Origin of the sequence: Polynucleobacter sp. HIN11 (genome assembly GCF_030297675.1) — a bacterium.
Taxonomy (GTDB): Bacteria; Pseudomonadota; Gammaproteobacteria; order Burkholderiales; family Burkholderiaceae; genus Polynucleobacter.
In genome coordinates this window covers 1,339,740-1,357,861 of the sequence record NZ_AP028142.1, presented here as the reverse complement: position 1 = coordinate 1,357,861, position 18,122 = coordinate 1,339,740, and the positions used below count along the sequence as shown (strand labels likewise).

The 18,122-nt window shown below is 47.3% G+C and carries 17 protein-coding genes and 1 tRNA gene; 12 read left to right on the top strand and 6 right to left on the bottom strand.

All coding sequences use genetic code 11. From position 1 onward, the window contains the following. The 6 genes from QUE60_RS06840 to QUE60_RS06815 all read left to right on the top strand — a co-directional run bounded on the left by QUE60_RS06840 (position 1) and on the right by QUE60_RS06815 (position 4,299). The gene (locus QUE60_RS06840) at positions 1–672 is read left to right on the top strand and encodes an outer membrane lipoprotein carrier protein LolA (protein WP_286226508.1); all 672 of its coding nucleotides are present in this window, start codon (positions 1–3) and stop codon (positions 670–672) included. A 23-nt stretch (positions 673–695) separates the two neighbouring features. Then, complete coding sequence (gene serS, locus QUE60_RS06835) at positions 696–2,009, top strand: serine--tRNA ligase (protein ID WP_286226507.1); 1,314 nt, start codon at positions 696–698, stop codon at positions 2,007–2,009. Positions 2,010–2,026: 17 nt separating this feature from the next. Next, positions 2,027–2,116 (top strand) — tRNA-Ser (locus tag QUE60_RS06830). Positions 2,117–2,134: 18 nt separating this feature from the next. Then, on the top strand, positions 2,135–2,584 hold the full coding sequence (locus QUE60_RS06825; protein WP_286226506.1) for a potassium channel family protein: 450 nt from the start codon (positions 2,135–2,137) through the stop codon (positions 2,582–2,584). Positions 2,585–2,670: 86 nt separating this feature from the next. Next, positions 2,671–4,110: a sensor histidine kinase gene (locus QUE60_RS06820; protein ID WP_286226505.1), complete on the top strand. Its 1,440-nt coding sequence runs from the start codon at positions 2,671–2,673 to the stop codon at positions 4,108–4,110. 24 nt (positions 4,111–4,134) lie between these two features. Continuing rightward, positions 4,135–4,299, top strand: coding sequence for a hypothetical protein (locus QUE60_RS06815; RefSeq protein ID WP_159074921.1), 165 nt, complete (start codon positions 4,135–4,137; stop codon positions 4,297–4,299). Here QUE60_RS06815 and QUE60_RS06810 read toward each other — a convergent pair. Further along, the gene (locus QUE60_RS06810) at positions 4,296–4,715 is read right to left on the bottom strand and encodes a GNAT family N-acetyltransferase (RefSeq protein ID WP_286226504.1); all 420 of its coding nucleotides are present in this window, start codon (positions 4,713–4,715) and stop codon (positions 4,296–4,298) included. The two genes, QUE60_RS06815 and QUE60_RS06810, sit on opposite strands and share 4 nt — an antisense overlap. 32 nt (positions 4,716–4,747) lie before the next feature. Here QUE60_RS06810 and QUE60_RS06805 point away from each other — a divergent pair, with 32 nt between their 5' ends. Further along, positions 4,748–6,361 (top strand): NAD(P)/FAD-dependent oxidoreductase, encoded by a 1,614-nt coding sequence (locus QUE60_RS06805; RefSeq protein WP_286226503.1) that lies wholly within the window; start codon positions 4,748–4,750, stop codon positions 6,359–6,361. On the opposite strand, the gene QUE60_RS06800 is transcribed toward QUE60_RS06805, so the two are convergent. Then, on the bottom strand, positions 6,362–7,009 hold the full coding sequence (locus QUE60_RS06800; protein ID WP_286226502.1) for a histidine phosphatase family protein: 648 nt from the start codon (positions 7,007–7,009) through the stop codon (positions 6,362–6,364). 110 nt (positions 7,010–7,119) lie between these two features. Here QUE60_RS06800 and QUE60_RS06795 point away from each other — a divergent pair, with 110 nt between their 5' ends. Next, positions 7,120–8,850, top strand: a complete 1,731-nt coding sequence (locus tag QUE60_RS06795) for an ABC transporter substrate-binding protein (RefSeq protein WP_286226501.1) — start codon at positions 7,120–7,122, stop codon at positions 8,848–8,850. Between the two features lie 47 nt (positions 8,851–8,897). On the opposite strand, the gene QUE60_RS06790 is transcribed toward QUE60_RS06795, so the two are convergent. Continuing rightward, positions 8,898–10,493: a peptide chain release factor 3 gene (locus QUE60_RS06790; protein WP_286226500.1), complete on the bottom strand. Its 1,596-nt coding sequence runs from the start codon at positions 10,491–10,493 to the stop codon at positions 8,898–8,900. A gap of 103 nt (positions 10,494–10,596) precedes the next feature. Here QUE60_RS06790 and QUE60_RS06785 point away from each other — a divergent pair, with 103 nt between their 5' ends. Continuing rightward, complete coding sequence (locus QUE60_RS06785; protein ID WP_286226499.1) at positions 10,597–12,495, top strand: ATP-binding cassette domain-containing protein; 1,899 nt, start codon at positions 10,597–10,599, stop codon at positions 12,493–12,495. Here QUE60_RS06785 and QUE60_RS06780 read toward each other — a convergent pair. Further along, entirely contained in the window at positions 12,443–13,141 is a 699-nt protein-coding gene (locus QUE60_RS06780) for a recombinase RecT (protein ID WP_286226498.1), read from the bottom strand. The two genes, QUE60_RS06785 and QUE60_RS06780, sit on opposite strands and share 53 nt — an antisense overlap. After that, on the bottom strand, positions 13,138–14,157 hold the full coding sequence (locus tag QUE60_RS06775; RefSeq protein ID WP_286226497.1) for a YqaJ viral recombinase family nuclease: 1,020 nt from the start codon (positions 14,155–14,157) through the stop codon (positions 13,138–13,140). Before QUE60_RS06775 ends, QUE60_RS06780 begins: the two co-directional genes overlap by 4 nt. A 71-nt stretch (positions 14,158–14,228) precedes the next feature. Here QUE60_RS06775 and QUE60_RS06770 point away from each other — a divergent pair, with 71 nt between their 5' ends. Continuing rightward, positions 14,229–14,468 (top strand): helix-turn-helix transcriptional regulator, encoded by a 240-nt coding sequence (locus tag QUE60_RS06770; RefSeq protein ID WP_286226496.1) that lies wholly within the window; start codon positions 14,229–14,231, stop codon positions 14,466–14,468. Between the two features lie 16 nt (positions 14,469–14,484). Here QUE60_RS06770 and QUE60_RS06765 read toward each other — a convergent pair whose 3' ends face one another. Further along, complete coding sequence (locus tag QUE60_RS06765) at positions 14,485–15,426, bottom strand: hypothetical protein (RefSeq protein WP_286226495.1); 942 nt, start codon at positions 15,424–15,426, stop codon at positions 14,485–14,487. 256 nt (positions 15,427–15,682) lie between these two features. On the opposite strand from QUE60_RS06765, the gene QUE60_RS06760 reads away from it, so the two are divergent. Together QUE60_RS06760 and QUE60_RS06755 are read left to right on the top strand one after the other, a co-directional pair. Continuing rightward, complete coding sequence (locus QUE60_RS06760) at positions 15,683–17,425, top strand: ShlB/FhaC/HecB family hemolysin secretion/activation protein (RefSeq protein WP_286226494.1); 1,743 nt, start codon at positions 15,683–15,685, stop codon at positions 17,423–17,425. A gap of 8 nt (positions 17,426–17,433) precedes the next feature. Then, complete coding sequence (locus QUE60_RS06755) at positions 17,434–17,988, top strand: hypothetical protein (RefSeq protein WP_286226493.1); 555 nt, start codon at positions 17,434–17,436, stop codon at positions 17,986–17,988. The last annotated feature ends 134 nt before the right edge of the window (positions 17,989–18,122 follow it).

The following is an 18,122-nucleotide window of genomic DNA, read 5'->3' as shown; positions in this document are numbered from 1 at the left end:
ATGAAGCGTTTTATTTTCTATTTTGCCGTCGCAGCATTGGCTATTCCAAATGCGATTCATGCGCAACCCACAACTCCTTCGGGGATTGAACAGCTCAAGCAATTTGTGAAGACCGTGCGCTCTGCCCAAGGTGAGTTTGTGCAGCAACAAATGCGCACCCCCAAACCTAATGAGCCGCAAGATAAACTGAAAATGATTCGGCAAACCTCAGGGCAATTTATCTTCCAGCGCCCGGGGCGCTTTGTGTGGGATACCCAAAAGCCGTATGAGCAAAAACTCATCATGGATGGTAAGCAATTGCTCATGTGGGATAAGGACCTCAATCAATTAACCATCCGATCAGCCAATCAGGCCTTAGCCGCCTCGCCTGCCGCCATCCTGTTTGGGGATGTCGCTCTTGATCAGCAGTTTGATTTAGAGGAAGTGGGCACCAAAACCAATTTGCAGTGGGTAAACCTAAAGCCAAAGGCAAAACCCGGGCAGGGCGATTTACCTTATACGCAAATTGCGATTGGCATGGGCTCTGGATTGCCTAAAGCATTGGAGCTGACCGACGGATTTGGCAGCATGGTGCTCGTGATTTTCAATCAGATGCAAATCAATCCGAGCGTGGATAGTAGCCGCTTTCAATTTAAGCCTCCACAGGGTGCCGAGGTCTTGCGACTAAACTAATGGCTTGAACCCGAAGGAATCGTATGCTGGACCCCCAACTGCTTCGTAAAGATTTAGAGAGTGTCAAGGCACGCTTGGCCACGCGCAAGTTTGAGCTAGATACCAACCTGTTTACACAGCTTGAGAATGAGCGCAAACAGCTTCAAGCAGGTACCGAAGAGTTGCAAGCCAAACGCAATCAATTGGCCAAAGCCATTGGCATGAAAAAAGGTAAGGGCGAGAATGCAGATGCAGAACTTGCTGAGTCGGCGAGCGTTAACCAAGCGCTTGAGAAAAACTCCACTCGTTTATCGACCTTACAAGATCAAATCAAAGACTTGATGCTCAATATCCCGAACTTACCGGATGAGAGCGTGCCGGTTGGTATGACGGCCGACGAAAATAAAGAGATGAAGGTTTGGGGAAAACCAACAGAATTTGATTTCACCCCCAAGGATCACGTCGATCTAGGCGCTCCCATTGGACTAGATTTTGATGCAGCATCCAAAATCAGTGGCGCGCGTTTTGTGGTTCTCAAAGGCAACGCTGCGAAGCTCCATCGGGCGCTTGCGCAATTCATGCTGGATGTGCACACCGAGCAGCATGGTTACCAAGAGGTCTACGCGCCATATATAGTGAGCGCGCAAGCAATGCAGGGTACAGGACAGCTACCCAAGTTTGAGGCTGATTTATTCAAAGTACCCCGCAAGATGGGTGGCGAGCATCCTGACGATGGCGGTGAGCGGATTGAAAACTTTTATCTCATCCCCACTGCTGAAGTGCCGGTGACTAACTTAGTGCGTGACGCGATTATTAACACTGATCAGCTACCGCTCAAGTATGTAGCTCACACTCCATGCTTTCGCTCGGAAGCAGGCAGTTATGGGCGTGATGTGCGCGGCATGATCCGCCAGCACCAATTTGATAAGGTCGAGTTGGTGCACATCAGCCATCCCGAGAAATCGATGCAGGCTTTGGAAGAATTGACTGCGCATGCGGAAAAAATTCTGGAGCTCTTGGAATTGCCGTACCGACGCATGCTCTTATGCACCGGCGATATGGGCTTTGGTAGCACCAAGACCTATGATCTGGAAGTGTGGATCCCTTCGCAAAATGCCTATCGAGAAATTAGCTCGTGCTCCAACATGGGAGATTTTCAAGCTAGGCGGATGCAAGCGCGTTATAAAGTCGGTCAAAACAAACCCGAACTACTTCACACTCTAAATGGCTCGGGCCTTGCGGTTGGTAGAACTGGCGTAGCTCTACTGGAAAATTATCAACAAGCTGATGGCAGTATCCGGATCCCCAAGGTATTGCAGCCCTATATGGGCGGTTTAGAGGTGATTCGCTCGCTATAATTGAGCCATCGAGTATCGGAGAGGTGGCAGAGTGGTCGAATGTACCTGACTCGAAATCAGGCGTAGGTGCAAGCCTACCGTGGGTTCGAATCCCACCCTCTCCGCCAGTATCCTGAAAGCCTCGCATGCTTCTATTGATTACCTTCATACTCAATACACTGATTGCACTTTTGGCGATCGTATTTCATTATGAAGTTTTGTACAAACTAAACAGTGCCATGCCGGCGATTAAGCACATTCATGCTCGCTATAAGGTATTGATCGCAGTTGGTGTGATTTTTATTGCACACATCATTGAGATTTGGATCTTTGCATTAGCTTATTACCTCATGCTGATATTTCCCAACCTTGGAAGTGTGATTGGTAGCACCTCTGATCATGGCTTGCTGCTCGATAGTGCGTATTTATCGTTTGTCACCTATACCACTGTAGGATACGGTGACATTGTGGTAGACGGTTATCTTCGCTATCTAACTGGAGTTGAGGCACTCACCGGTCTGATTCTGATTACCTGGTCTGCATCGTTCCTATTTATAGAAATGCAAAAGTATTGGGGCTCACGCGAGCCAAAGTAATTTCAGTGCACCGCCTTTGTTAAAGATATAGCTCTAGCATTCAATTTATTGATCGATTACACGGGTAATACCATTACGATAAGTCAATGAAAGTTTTACTCGCTCTCAATTTTTTTATCTTCGCAGCAATTCAGCTTGGATTACTCTTTGGAATTCTTCATTATCTTCAGGGTGAGTCCAAATCAAAACCGAATCCATATTGGCTTGGAGCATTGATTTCGAATGTTATCGGTTTAGCATTATTTGCAATTGGGATTTTGTTAACTGATGATATTCAGAAAGTCCCACCTATCTTTACGCTCGCCAACACTTTGTTTTATGCGGCAGCAATTCTGCAAGGCCTATTTTTCTATTCCTTTAATCATCCCGTCAGTAAATCATTAAAGTGGGCTCTTGGGCTCTCCATGCTTTCTTATGGGTTGTTCTTTGAATATTTACGACTCAATTGGGCATTTGAGGAGCGAACATTATTTGCTGTCTCCACCTATGCAATCATTCTTGCCTGGCAAATTCGAGAAGCCCGTATGGTCAATCGTGGATTGGGTCTGCAGCAATTGCGGTATTTTCAATACGCTGCAATAGGAGAGGCACTTTTCCTGGCACCGCGACTGGTTGTCTTGTTCGAAACCAATTTCCCGATTCGTTCGATGGAGCAATTGCCGCAGCTTCTCATCATCTTTACGTTTGGCCAGATTTTGATGAACACCTTATCGTTTATTGCAATCTGGGGTTACTGGTCCGAAAAATTAGCGATCGACAGCCGGCAGACCGAATTCCAAAATATGACGTTTAAGAAGCTGCTTGATGAACGTGAAACGCTTATCAGTTCATTACTCAAGGCTAACAAGAGTAATACTACGGGGGCATTAACTGCCTCGATAGCCCATGAGATTAATCAGCCATTGGGGGCCATTCAGATTAATAGTGAGTATCTGCAAAAGAAGATTTCTGAGGAAGCGGTTGATCGGGATTTAATTAAAAGACTTGCAGATGACATTTCCAAAGATAATATGCGGGCTGCCCGCATTATCAGAACCCTAAAAGCAATCTTCTCTGAGAAATATGACGCTTTCCCCGAAAAAGTATCAGTAGTTGAGGCAATCGAATCGGTCATTTTGTTATCTAAATCTGATTTATCTGAAAAGCATGTTCGTGTTGAAGTCGACATTCCGAACTCGATAAGCATGCCGATGAGTTTTGGGGAGGCCCAACAAATCTTCTTAAATCTGATCAATAATGCTGCTCAGGCATTCCAAACTAGTATGCGATCGGAGTGTGTCATCTGGATTCGTGGAATGGAGGATGCTAATCAAATTAGGATTCGTTGTGAGGATAATGGACCAGGCGTTTCCTCTGAACGAGCCCAACACCTATTTGATCTATTTTCTGGCAGTAAGCGCGAGGGGATGGGTCTAGGACTCTGGTTATGCGAATACATCATAAGTCGCCATGGCGGCAAGATTCGTTTCGATTCCGCTTATCAAGGCGGCGCTGCCTTTGAAATCACCTTCCCTAAAACCGAATAAAATAGAGTAACGAGGGAGATCATCATGTCTATTTTTTGGGCTTTACTAGGTATTTTCGCCACCATCGGTGGCATTATTGCGTATGTCACCACGGGCAACGTGATCTATTTTGCGATCGGTTTTCTAATCCTGTTCTATCAAGCCTGGTTTCGATCCAAAGACGACGAAGAGATTAAAACGTATTTCTAATCCGATATTAGTACCATTTTGATGTGATCAATGCCGGCCTCCTCAAATGGAAGGTCGATTGCCTTAAATCCATGACGTTCATAAAAGCCAATAGCGGTTGTCTGAGCGTGCAAAAAGAATTGCTTGATTCCTTCTTGACGGCCATACGACAACAAAGTCTTCATTAGTTCGCCCCCAAGACCTAGACCGCGATACTCTTTGAGCACCGCCAAGCGACCAATCTTGCCATTTTTCAGTAAGCGTCCTGTTGCAATTGCGTTGCCATGGTCTAGCACAACCACATGCCAGGCGATTGCATCATCGTCATCGAGCTCGAGCTCTTCGGGGACTCCTTGTTCATGAACAAATACGGTCAAGCGAATCGGGTAGGCAAGGTCTTTCGCCTCATCCCATTGCATGATCCTGATTTTTTGCATGGATAAATCATAAACTGCTATCGTTATGGCCTATGATTCGGATTACTGAGCTCCGCCTACCGATTGACCATGCTCCAGAGGCGCTTGATCAGGAAATACTAAAGAGGCTCGATATTCCACCGAAGGACCTGATTCGATTCGAGGTCTTCAAGCGTAGTTACGATGCCCGTAAAAATAGTGCGCTCACCTTTATCTATACCCTCGATGTATCCGTTCGGGATGAAGCCAACATTCTCAAGCGGCATGCACATGATCCCCATGTGCGACCGAGCCCCGATACGTCGTATCACTTCGTTGTTCAGCAAAGTCGCAATCAGTCAACAAAATCCCCATTACGACCTGTTGTGATCGGTTTTGGTCCTTGCGGGATCTTTGCGGCGCTCCTATTGGCGCAAATGGGATTTAAGCCGATTGTGCTCGAGCGTGGTAGGGCGGTGCGTGAACGTACTCAAGATACCTGGGGGCTATGGCGCAAAAAGATTTTGAACCCGGAATCCAATGTGCAGTTTGGTGAGGGTGGGGCGGGTACCTTCTCGGATGGCAAGCTATGGAGCCAAGTGAAGGACCCGAAGTTTTATGGTCGTAAAGTCTTACACGAGTTTGTGAAAGCGGGGGCACCTGAAGAAATTCTGTATGTCTCGAAACCCCACATTGGGACCTTTCGCTTAGTCGGAATGGTTGAGAAGATCCGCCAAGAAATTATTGATCTGGGCGGCGAAGTGCGCTTTGGTCAAAAGGTGACTCATTTTGATATCGACAATCACGTATTGAAGGGGTTGCGCTTGGAAAGCGGTGAGTATCTGCCGGCCGATCATGTGGTGCTCGCACTTGGTCATAGTGCACGCGATACCTTCAAAGAGCTCTTTGACGCAGGCGTCTATATGGAAGCGAAGCCCTTCTCGGTCGGCTTTCGCATTGAGCATCCCCAATCCGTGATTGATCGTGCGCGCTTGGGGCCGCATGCCGGACACCCGCTCATTGGTGCAGCGGACTATAAGCTCGTGCACCATGCCAAGAATGGACGCTCAGTCTATAGTTTTTGCATGTGCCCAGGTGGTACGGTGGTGGCAGCAACTTCCGAGCCTAATCGGGTGGTGACCAATGGCATGAGTCAGTATTCGCGCAATGAGCGCAATGCCAATGCGGGAATTGTAGTGGGAATCGATCCAAGCGACTATCCGGGTGGACCGCTTGCAGGCATTGCCTTTCAGCGTGAGCTGGAATCGAGAGCGTATACCTTGGGTGGGTCGACCTATGAAGCTCCCGGGCAGTTAGTGGGTGATTTCTTAAAAGGCAAGCCATCGACGGAATTTGGCTCAGTCATCCCATCATATAAACCAGGCGTGCATCTCACCGACCTCGCCACAAGCCTACCGAGCTATGCAATCGAGGCGATTCGGGAGGCGATTCCCGCGTTTGAGAAAAAGATCAAAGGCTTTGCGATGCCTGATGCGGTACTCACCGGGGTAGAGACCCGTACTTCCTCGCCACTGCAGATTAAGCGTGGACCCAATTACCAAAGCATCAATACCAAAGGCCTTTACCCAGCCGGTGAGGGCGCGGGGTATGCCGGTGGAATTATGTCCGCTGGGATTGATGGCATTAAAGTCGCTGAAGCGATTGCGCTCGATCTCGTGAGCACCTAATTAGATTTCAATATTGTCGAGTACCGAATCGGTGAGATGACTCGTATCGCCCCAGCGCTCAATCGACCAAGTATTGCCATCATGGACAATCCAATTAAGTGAGGTATTGGGAACCACCGCGACGCGTTCGGCATCTAAAGCTTGTTGGGTGACGATGCGGTAGATCATATCGAGTGAGCCACCATGACTGACCGCCAAAATCTGCTCGCCAGCATGCTTCATTAATAAATGATCGAGCATGCGCTTCATCCGATTATGAAACTGCACAATACTCTCGCCCCCGCCGAGATCAAAGTCTAAATCGCGGGTCAGGTGACGTTGCCATAGTTCTGGTTCTGCCCGGGGTGCATCAGCCAAAAGCAACCCTTGGAGTTTGCCGACATGGCGCTCGCGCAAATCAGGGTGCACTGAAATATCCAAAGACAAAGGACTTGCAATCACTTTGGCGGTATGAAAGGCGCGCTCTAAATCGCTCGAGTAGATGCGATTAAAACGATGACCGGTTCTTAAGAGGGCTTTGGCTAAACGTTCAGCCTGCATTAGACCGTGGGCATTGAGGGGAATGTCGGTATGACCTTGCATCCGCTTTTCAACATTCCAATTGGTTTCCCCGTGACGAACAAAACAGATTTTAGTCAGTTGCCTCATAGGGTAGATTGTATTGATTTCACGATTGGGATAGAAAAAATAGTATTGGTAGGAGTTAATTCAACTAAGATATCAAAAGTATCAAAATCAACACTAGAGATGGTGATTTCATGAGCTGGCTACGACTAATCCTAAGCATGGTTTTATTGAATACGAGCGTTTGTTGGGCCCAGCCAAATACAGCAGCATCCATTCGTTTGCAATTGGCATGGTCGCATCAAAGTCAGTTTGCTGGCGTCTATGTAGCCCAAATTCGCAAGCACTTTGAAAATGAAGGGCTAGACGTGATTACATTCCCTGGGGGGTCAGGCATTAATCCCCTCCAAGAGCTTCAAAATGGTAATGCCGATGTAGCCATCTCTTGGTTTAACAATGCCTTTGAGCTCTCCAAGCCCGATCAGCGCATTACTAATATTGCACAGTTGTTTTCAGGATCGGCGCTCAATATTATTTGCCGAATCAGTGCGGGCGTTTATGTGCCGAAGGACGTTCAGGGTAAACGCATTGGAGTTTGGGGTGTAGGGGATCAAGAGATCCTCTATGAACTTCTGGATCAACTCAGTATTCCAAGAAATTCAGTCGAAGTCGTGATGCAACGCTCCAACGGTGAGGATTTAATTGATGGGAATGTGGCGTGCGCTACTGCTATGTCCTATAACGAGTATTGGAAAATTTTGCACTCGGGCATACCAAGTGCGGATTTGGTGGTGGTGGATCCGCAAAAATATGGCACCATCAATATTGAGGATGGGTTATATGTGATGAGCGCTCGCCTCGAGGATCCCATCTTTCGAGAGCAAATGGTTCGCCTGATTCGGGCGCTGCGTAAAGGCTGGTCTGAAGCCCGCATCGCCCCAACCCTTGCTGCCCAATCCGTGCAAAAAATTGCTCCCCATTTGGATCCTGCCCAACAGCTGCACATGTTGCAAGTGGTATTGGATTTAATCCCCAAGGAGAACAAACAATTTGGACTATTTAACCTCGCCTATTTTGATAAAAGTGTACGTCGCTTAAGTGCGGTATCTAAAAATTCGGATTTAGATCCTCGTTCACTGTGGACGCATCAAATATGGAATCAAGTACAAAAAGAAGACGGCCGAAAACTACCGCTCACGGAGGCAACTCGCTTTTATGTCACAGAGATTGTGAAGTCCACTTGGTTTAAGTTGCTCATTTATTTATCCGCATTTACTTTTGCTCTATCGGGAACCTTAGAAGGTATGAACCGCAACTACGATCTGTGGGGGCGGTTGGTGTTGGCCTTCCTATCGGGTCTTGGTGGTGGAACCCTACGAGACATCATTATTGGGGGTGAGCGCTTAGACTTCTTTTACGTGCGAGATGTGGTCTTTCCTACCGGTATTTTGCTGATTGTTCTTACTGCTAGTCTCATTGGATTGCGTTATCGTGATTTTCATCATTCGGAGACATTCAAGACCGTTAAAAAATACACCGACGTGATTGGCTTTGCCGGTTTAGCCACCTTGGGTGCGATGCTGGCTCTTGCTGCAGGAATGGCTTGGTTTTGGGCACCGATTTGTGCGGCGCTATCCTGTGCTGGCGGTGGTGTCTTACGCGATGTCTTGGTGAATCAAGAGCCGCATACTTTTAAAGGAGTAATTTATGAGGAGGCGGCAGTCGTTGGTGGTTTAGTACTCACCGCAGGGCTCTTTATCGCCAATTACTATGAATCAAGCCCAATACCGGTTGTGCTGACCGTGGGGGTTACATTTATCTTCTTAGTTGGCTTACGACTAGCCATTTATCGTTATAAGCTACAGTACCCAGAGATTCTTGGGGGACCCAAAAAACCAACTAAGCCTAAACTAAGCTCAAACTAAGCCTACTGAACGACTGACGGATTATTTAATCCGTAGATTTTTAATGCTTACATCTCAGTTTGGTAGATGAGTCCCGCATGCTCGCGTAACGCATGAAACTCAATTTGCTCCCAGCGCTGCTGGGCGACATCGAGCTCTGACTTGTGAGCCGCCAAAAAGACCGAGGCACCGACCACATCTTCGGCCATGCGGTGGCTGTTCTCCGTAATAAATTTTTTGAGGGCGACTGGATCTTCGGAAGTCACCCACCTGGCCATGGTGTAGCGTGCAGGCAATAAGCGCACCTCGGCGCCATACTCGGTTTGTAAGCGGTGCGCCACCACTTCAAACTGCAACTGGCCAAAGGCACCCAAGAGCATCGTCCCGCCACTCATAGGGCGAAACACTTGAATCGCTCCTTCTTCTCCGAGTTGTAAGAGTCCTGTGCGCAGTTGCTTATTACGCATTGGGTCGGCTGCCTCAACCATGCGAAAAATCTCCGGGGCAAAAAACGGTAGACCCGTAAATTGCAACTCTTCCCCTTCAGTGAGCGTGTCGCCTAAATGCAAGAGACCATGATTGGGTAAGCCAATAATGTCACCCGGAAAGGCTTCATCCAAAATATCACGCCGTTGCGATAAAAAGGAGAGGGCATTGTTGGTGCGAATCTCTTTGCCATTGCGCACAATCTTGAGTTTCATGCCGCGCTCAAAGTGACCTGAGCAAATCCGCAAGAATGCCACCCGATCGCGGTGTGCGGGATCCATATTGGCTTGGATCTTAAACACTACGGCCGTAAATTTTTTCTCATGGGGATCGACCTGGCGTTGCACTGCCTTGCGTGATCCAGGCCCAGGAGCTAAATCCACCAAGGTGTTCAAAATCTCACGAACGCCAAAGTTATTAATCGCAGATCCAAAAAATACGGGCGATTGCTCACCAGCCAAGAACGCCTCGCGATCAAAAGCGGGCATGGCATTTTTCACAAGATCAACTTCAGCCAAGGCTTCTTCTAATTCACTACCAAAGCGCTCTTTGAGCATGGGATCATCTAAGGACACGACGAGGTTCGAGTCTTCGGTGACCCGATCCTCGCCGGCTTTAAATAGACGCATTTGATTGTTAATGATGTCGATCACCCCGGCAAAGGATTTACCCATACCGACTGGCCAAGTAAAGGGGACTACCGCCATACCGAGTGCTGCTTCAATCTCATCCATGAGATCAAGTGGTTTTTTAACCTCACGATCGAGCTTATTAATAAAAGTGACCAAAGGCGTATGCCGCGCACGACATACATCAATGAGACGTCTGGTTTGGGGCTCCACACCGTTCGCTGCATCAATCACCATCAAGGCGGAGTCGACCGCAGTTAAGACCCGATAAGTGTCTTCGGAAAAGTCTTGGTGACCGGGGGTATCTAGAAGATTAATGATGGCATTGCGGTACTCCATCTGCATCACCGAGCTCGCAACCGAGATACCCCGTTGCTTTTCAATTTCCATCCAGTCTGAAGTGGCATGGCGACTGGCTTTGCGAGCCTTCACGCTCCCGGCAATTTGAATCGCACCTGCATACAAGAGAAGTTTCTCGGTAAGCGTGGTCTTGCCCGCATCGGGGTGCGAGATGATGGCAAAGCTTCTACGGCGCGCAACCTCATCCAAAGCGGATAAGGTCGATGATGAATCGGGGGAGTTGATGGAAACACCTCAGGAAAAGCATCATTATAAGACGCTTAGACGAATAAACCGTTGATAATGATGGGTTATGGCATTGATTACTCTGACGGACGCCAAGCTAGCGTTCGGTCATCACCCCCTCTTAGACCGCACCAACTTTGCACTCGAGGCAAGTGAGCGCGTGGGTCTCATTGGGCGCAATGGCACCGGTAAATCCTCCTTTCTAAAGATCCTCGCTGGCATTGAAAAACTCGATGATGGCTTGATTCAAATCCAACAGGAACTACGGATTGCCTATGTAGCCCAAGAACCCCTCTTGAATGCCAAACAAACCATTTTTGAGGCAGCTTCTGAAGGCTTGGTAACTATTAAGCAAATCCGATCGGAGTATGAGGCGCTTGCGCAAGCCGATTGGAACGAAGCCAATCAAGAGCGCTTAGACACCCTGCAATCCCAGCTTGATGCCACGCATGGCTGGAACTGGGAGCAGCGCGTCTCTGAAATCCTGAATCGCTTACATCTCAATACCGATCAAACCATCGGAACTCTTTCAGGGGGCACTAAAAAACGCGTAGCGCTCGCGCAAGCCTTGGTCACTCAACCGGATGTGCTGTTACTGGATGAGCCCACCAATCACTTGGATTTGGATTCGATTACATGGCTTGAGGGGCTTCTGAATGAGTACGCTGGGTCGATTGTTTTTATTACTCATGATCGCAGCTTTTTAGACCAAGTTGCTACCCGCATTGTGGAGCTCGATCGCGGCGTGCTGCGCAGCTACCCCGGAAACTACAGTCGCTATGAGTTTGTTAAAGACGAAGAGCTTAACGCTGAAGCGCTTGCCAATGCGCGAGCCGATAAATTACTGGCCCAAGAAGAGGTGTGGGTGCGCAAAGGGGTGGAAGCCAGGCGCACGCGCAGCGTCGGGCGCGTGGCGCGTCTTGAGAAACTTCGAGCGATGCGCGCTGAGCGACGCAATGCCATGGGCCAGGTAAAGCTCTCAATTGCCTCCGGTGAGCGCAGCGGCAAAATTGTGGCAGACCTCGATATCATCTCCAAGTCCTACGAAAAACCGATTGTGAAAAATTTCACCGCCACGATTTTGCGTGGCGATAAGGTGGGCATCCTAGGGCCCAACGGCGCAGGTAAAACGACACTGCTGAAATTAATCCTCGGTGAAATTACCCCCGATACCGGAGTCGCTAAATTAGGCACGCGCATTGAGGTGGCCTACTTTGATCAGATGCGCGAAAGCCTCAATTTAGAGGCGACGCTCGAAGACTTCATAAGCCCCGGGAGTGAGTGGGTGGAGATTGGCAATCAGCGCAAGCACGTGAAGAGTTATTTAGGGGATTTTCTATTTGCACCTGAGCGCACCAACTCCCCCATCAAAACCCTCTCGGGTGGTGAGCGCAATCGCTTATTACTCGCAAGACTTTTTGCCAGACCTGCGAATGTCCTGGTCCTTGATGAACCTACCAATGATCTCGATATTGATACCTTGGATCTTTTGGAGCAACTGCTTCAAGACTATCAAGGCACCGTCTTTTTAGTGAGCCACGATCGCACCTTCTTAGATAATGTGGTCACTAGCATGATTGCCTATGAGGGCGATGGAGTGTGGCGTGAGTACGAGGGCGGGTATGAAGATTACAAAGTACAAAAGGCACGCTCGGATACGGTGATACCAAGTCCTCTCATGAAAGTGGCTGAAAGTAAGGCCCCCAGTAAACCATCGAATCCAATCGTTGCTAGCAAGTCAAAACTGAGTAGTAAGGAAAAAATTGAGCTAGAAAAATTACCCACTCAAATTGAGGCGCTTGAAGAGCAGCAAGTGATATTAAGCGAGCAATTAGCCGACCCTGCGCTTTACAAGGGCGATCCGAGTGCGAGCATTGCACTCAAAGAGCGGGCACTGGCGATTGATGCACAACTCAAAGTACTAATGGCGCGCTGGGAGCAATTGCTGGAGCGGGAGACGGGCTAGCTAGTTTTTGTCTCAGTACCGTTTTACGATCCGGTGCGCTTTGACTCACCTGCAGTATCGCTGTTTTTTCGGTAACTGGCGGCACGAGGGATATTTTCAGTTCCGGCACACTAATCCCAAACGCCAGTCGTGCGCACTGTTGTAGGGTTTTGTGTCGCAGCATCCGCCTGGGCATTTGATTCCAGATGGGATGATTGGTTTTGAGTTCTGAGTAGTACTCCCGAACGGTAATGGGTTGGATTAGATCTGCGCGATAGATGGAGCACTCCATCCAAATTGGAATGCCCTCTTCGGTCTCATTAGCTTGGCCAAAGGTGAGTCCTTTAAAACTGGGCTCCCGATGGATCATGGCAATCCAGCCATCAATCGGAATGTAGACTTCATATCCACCTTCCAAATTGTGTTCCCAGTCAACCTGACTTAGTAGGGGGTTGAGCTTTAAGCGTAAAGCGGTTCTTAAGATCAATTGCAAGACCTCCTCGGGAGCTACCGCTTCTTTAGCCCAATGACTCAGTTCTTGAGGGACGATCCCAAGGGTATTAGCCACCTCTGTCACCAATATATCGAGAGTGGGTTCGCTTGGCGGATGAGGTTGATCGTCATCCAAAAGATCCTCGGGTAAATCTAGGATGGATACTTTCTTCATGAGGTAACTCCTTCCAATGCTTTTTCCCTGGGGATGAGTTCATGCTGCAACAGTTCCTCGGGTAAATCCTTCACCACAAAGCGCCGACTATTGATGACTGGACTTTGGTAGGCCTTTACTAGCTCTGGATGTTCGAGACTTAGACGTTTGGTATCAATCCGATAAGTTGGTTTGGGAGCCTTCCAGGTAATGACCGGTTTACCTAGGTAAGTAAGTACTTCGGCATCCGCCATGTGTTCCATCAAGGCTTGCTTAATGCCATTAATTTGCTCCTCCTCAGCATGGGTTTGGGACTCTAACGCTTTGAGCTTTCGAATGAGATCCAATGCTTCCGAGGAAGCTTCTAGCGTTCTACCCGAACAACTCCTTTGAAAGAGCGCTTGGCAATCGTCAATCGATTGGGGTTTGGGTGGAATGTCTTTTTGAACATGCTCGGTCCAAAAGAAAGCAGCTTTCTCAAATAGTAAGGACTCAAGTTCTAAGTCTCGAGTAATCGTATAGATACGTAGATCCGATCCCCCTAATAAAACAGCAACATCAATCTCTGATAGATTGGTAATGCCTAAGTACCAGAGGCATTGACAGAGATAGGTTAGGGGAATCGCGTCCGTCCCGGGCTCACCCCAATCACTTTGACTGTAATAATTTGCTGTTTTACATTCCAAGAGCTTCTTGGCATTAAGACCTCCGTCAGAATGAAAGAGAGGTAAATCTTTCTTCTCCAACACAAAGCGATCAATATGTCCGACGCAAAAGGAATACTTAGGATGAATAAGGCCCCGGGGATGCTCCACCACATGTTCACCTGTGAGTAAGGCATATTCATCTGCAATAAAGGATTCGGCAAACGAGCCAAAGCGCAGGGCAAAGCTATCTTTGATATCTACTTTCTTGCCGGTTTTCTCGAGCCACACGTCCATGGCCGAGCGGTACTTGGAGACCCCCAGAATCGCCCCAATATCGCTTCCACCTAGGAAAGCAGCACGATTATGTGTAAAATCTTGATTATTAAGCATTTTTTATCCTCTATAAACAATAAATTATTAAATAAATAGAATATTTTGTTCTATTATAGTTAGGTTTTATTTTGATTACAAGTGGTCAAATAAAAGCAGCAAGAGCCTTGCTCGGCATAACCACAACGAAGTTGGCGGAAATGTCGGGGGTTGCCTTTACTACGGTGATTCGGATTGAGTCGTCAGATGGGATTCCATCTGGACAGGTAAAAACTCTGAATGCAGTTCAGAGAGCACTCGAGGATGCGGGGATTGAATTCATCGGCACCCCTGAATCTGGAGCCGGAGTGCGGTGGAAGATTAAAAATTAACGCTTAAAGATAACTCTTATCTAACTAACACTAAAAGTTCACCAATTGCTGAAGATAGTTGGCGCGATATCGTCGTTTGGTAACGCATGAGCCGATCTAAGTTTTCAAAATTCGGCAAATTCGGAATTTCAACTTTCTTTTCCTCTAGCGATTTTTGTATCCGCTCAATATATTCCGGTACCGCACTTAATTGGGTCTGAAACCATTGTTTTAAAGAGTGGTACTCGTAATAGTCTCTCGCTTGAATTCCTCTATGGTTGTCTTTAGAAGCGCGTCGATCGATTGCCATCGATAGAACTTCAATATTGATTTCGGCGTAATTTCTTTTACCTTTACTGGAATGATGAATGGCTTGCAATTTATCTTCAATATAGGCATCGATTTTTTGCTGATAAAAAGCTGCTTCGGTATATAAATAGGCGCCTAGCAGGGTACTTTGCATAATCGTTGGGATGTCGGATACTTCTTTTTCGAGGCTGATTTCCTCTTTATCCTCTTCCACTGATTCGGATTCGTTAAACAGTAGTTTTAGATTCTCTTTCAAGAAAAGTAAACGAATTTTATCGAGTATCTTTGGTTCTAAAAGTCCAATACTAAATTTAATGCGAGTTGCTGCTTGCATCAAACTTTCATCTGTTAATTTTTTAGTTGGTTTTTTATCATCGCGACTCTGAAAATACAGCACATCAATTAGATTTTGAATGCGCTCTAGCTGAATCGTTAGACGTGCGATCCGTTCAATCTGGATGGGGACTAATGGGGAGGTTGCGGCGTAATGGGCGCTTAATTCGCGAACAAGTTGATCAAAGCGATCACGCTCATTGATGGTTAAAAAATCGCTCGAGGTTGCTCCATGTTTGAGGGCATTTTTTTCGGGCCCGAGTTTATTTTTACTAAGTAATGAAGATTTAGTCTTTGCTGTGCGTAAGGATTGTTTTTGATGCGTTGGATTTTTCATTTTCTTGAATCTCCAAGGTAGGTCGTGTCACAAATTTCAGCATAGCCCAATCTTCAAATTTTGGTTGTAATTTTTATAACCAATGCCTCAGAAAATACATTTTTGCAAAACGAAATCTGTAACGTATTGAATAAATTAGGGTTTTTAAATTACAATTCCTCTATTTTTAGGAAAATGCCCCGTACCAAATGAGCCAATGGGGCGCCTAATAGGGCTAATAAAGGCTTTAGAATCAGTGCTTAAAAAAACAAATCCGATGAAATTAAATACTCGCCTTTCGCAATCGCTGCTAGTTTGTTTTGGATGCGCTGTCGCAACCTCATCATTTAGTCAAAATCGGCCACCAGGTCCACCAGTGGATGCCGGTGCTTTGCAGCAAGGCCTTGAGCGGCAGCTACCGATGCCGTCTCCTTTGCCGCTTCCCGAACCATCGCGCGAAACGGAAAAGCCCAAGGACGCCAAAGCCAAAGAAGTGCGTGTTGATGTGAAACGTTTTGAACTCGAGGGCGTGAAAACGATCCCCGAAGAAAAAGTTCAAGCGATCTTAAAACCCTATTTGAATAAATCCCTCACGTTTGATGAGTTACAAAAAGTCTGCGATGTGATCGTTGATTTTTATCGTCAAAACGGATTACTCGTCCAAGCAACCTTGCCACCACAACGTATCACCGATGGCGTAGTACGAATTGCAATTACCGAAGCAAAGTTAAGTAGCGTGATTGTGGATACCCCCAAGGGTCCAACCCGCTTTAGTAAAGATCGAGCAGCTGCTTACATCACAGACGCCAATCCTGTGGGTTCTCCATTAAATACCCAAGCAATTGAGCGGGCTTCGATTATTTTGAACGAGACCCCCGGCGTCATTGTGGCAAGCCAATTACAGCCTGGTGAGGATCAAGGACAAACGGCTTTGCGCATGGAGCTTACGGATGGCCCTTTGGTTCAGGGTAAGGTTGAGGCGAACAACTACGGTAGCCGCAGCACCGGACAAAACCAAGGTGTGATTGCTTTAAATCTGAACAACCCCACTGGGATTGGCGATCAAGCCTCGGTAAACGGAATTTACTCCGAAGGATCGCAGTACATTCAAGGTGCTTATTCCTTGCCAGTGACTCGCACAGGATTGCGTCTTGGCGCATCGGGGACCTACCTAAATTACAAAAACGTCAGTAACTACGGCTATCCCAACGGCGGCTTTGGTGATGCTTGGACTGCGGGTGTGAATTTGGCTTACCCCTTGATTCGGCGCCAGGGTACTAATGTCAATACCATATTGGGATATGACGTCAAAAGTTACATGAACAAAAGTAATTTTACGAATGCTGTAATTAGTGCATACAACATTAATAACGTGACCGCCGGTATTTCCGGAAACCATTACGATAGTTTTGGTGGGGGTGCCATCAGTGCAGGCTCGCTCAATTTCGTTGTTGGTAATTTAGAGATTTCGCCAACTAGTGTGACTGGCTTTGGAACCTACACCCCTAGCCAATTTACGAAGGTCACTTTTTCTGCCAATCGTAATCAACAGATTACGGCAGGGGGTGAGACCACCCTCTATGTTGGTATCTCGGGACAAATGGCCTCGGTAGATCTCAACTCTGCGGAGCAATTTTATTTGGGCGGGGCATACGGAGTGAGAGCTTATCCGGTGGCGCAAAGTGGTGGCTCGCAGGGAGGGCTTGGAACTGTTGAGCTACGTCAACAGCTTCCCTATAACGTATTGGGCTCTATTTTCTACGACGTTGGGATCATTCAGCAGTACAAAAATCCAATCGCCTATAACGCGACCAAGGGTTTAACGAATGCCAATAATGTGTACTCTTTGCAAGGGGCTGGGTTTGGGGCTCGCTGGAGCTACCAAGGGTGGAATGTAAACGCTATGGTAGCCTGGCAAATCGGCCAAAATCCCCTATATTCCTTTACAGGTCAACAGGTTGCGGTCGATGGCACCACCACCAACCCACGGGGTTGGATTACCGCTAGCTACCAGTTTTAGGTCTAGGCATGGCTAGGCTCCATGCGCTGATAATCGCGATCTTTTGGGGTCTTTTGGGCTCTGGTTTAGCGACCGCGCAAACCACGATTTCTCAGTGGACTTTGGAGTCTAAAGAGATCATCACTGAAGCGTATACCGCGGGTGAAACGAACACTACATTCGGCGTTTTTTGCTCTGCCAATCAATGTATGTTTTATGTGCATCAACCATCGGTGTGTTTACCCAATCAACGCTATCCCGCACTCGTGCGCAATCAAATTCAAACGTATGCGATCACCATGAAATGCACCTTGGTGGGTAACAAATTATTTTTAATTTTGGAGCCATTTAATACGATGTTGCAAGCGACCCAAATTGGTGAGGAAATTCATTTTGCGTTTGCTTTGCAATCAGCTGAATTTATGACCGCACGTTTTAGTTTGTCTGGTGCGCGTCAAGCGATTCAAGAGGCCTTACAAATTTCGGCAAAAAAGGGTGCGCCAAAACCGCCTGCGACAACACAACCAAATCCCCCTAAAGTGATGCCGCCTTCGAGACCAAACTCCAAAGATTCGACAACATAAATACATTGAAAAACGAATTTTGTAGAGCAAATTTTATAAACAAATTGCATGAAAAAGCACGTGTTTTGCCAAAATGATGCTGCTTAAATTTTAGGCACATATTTTTCAAAATACCCTTTTGTGGTTTAGGGCCA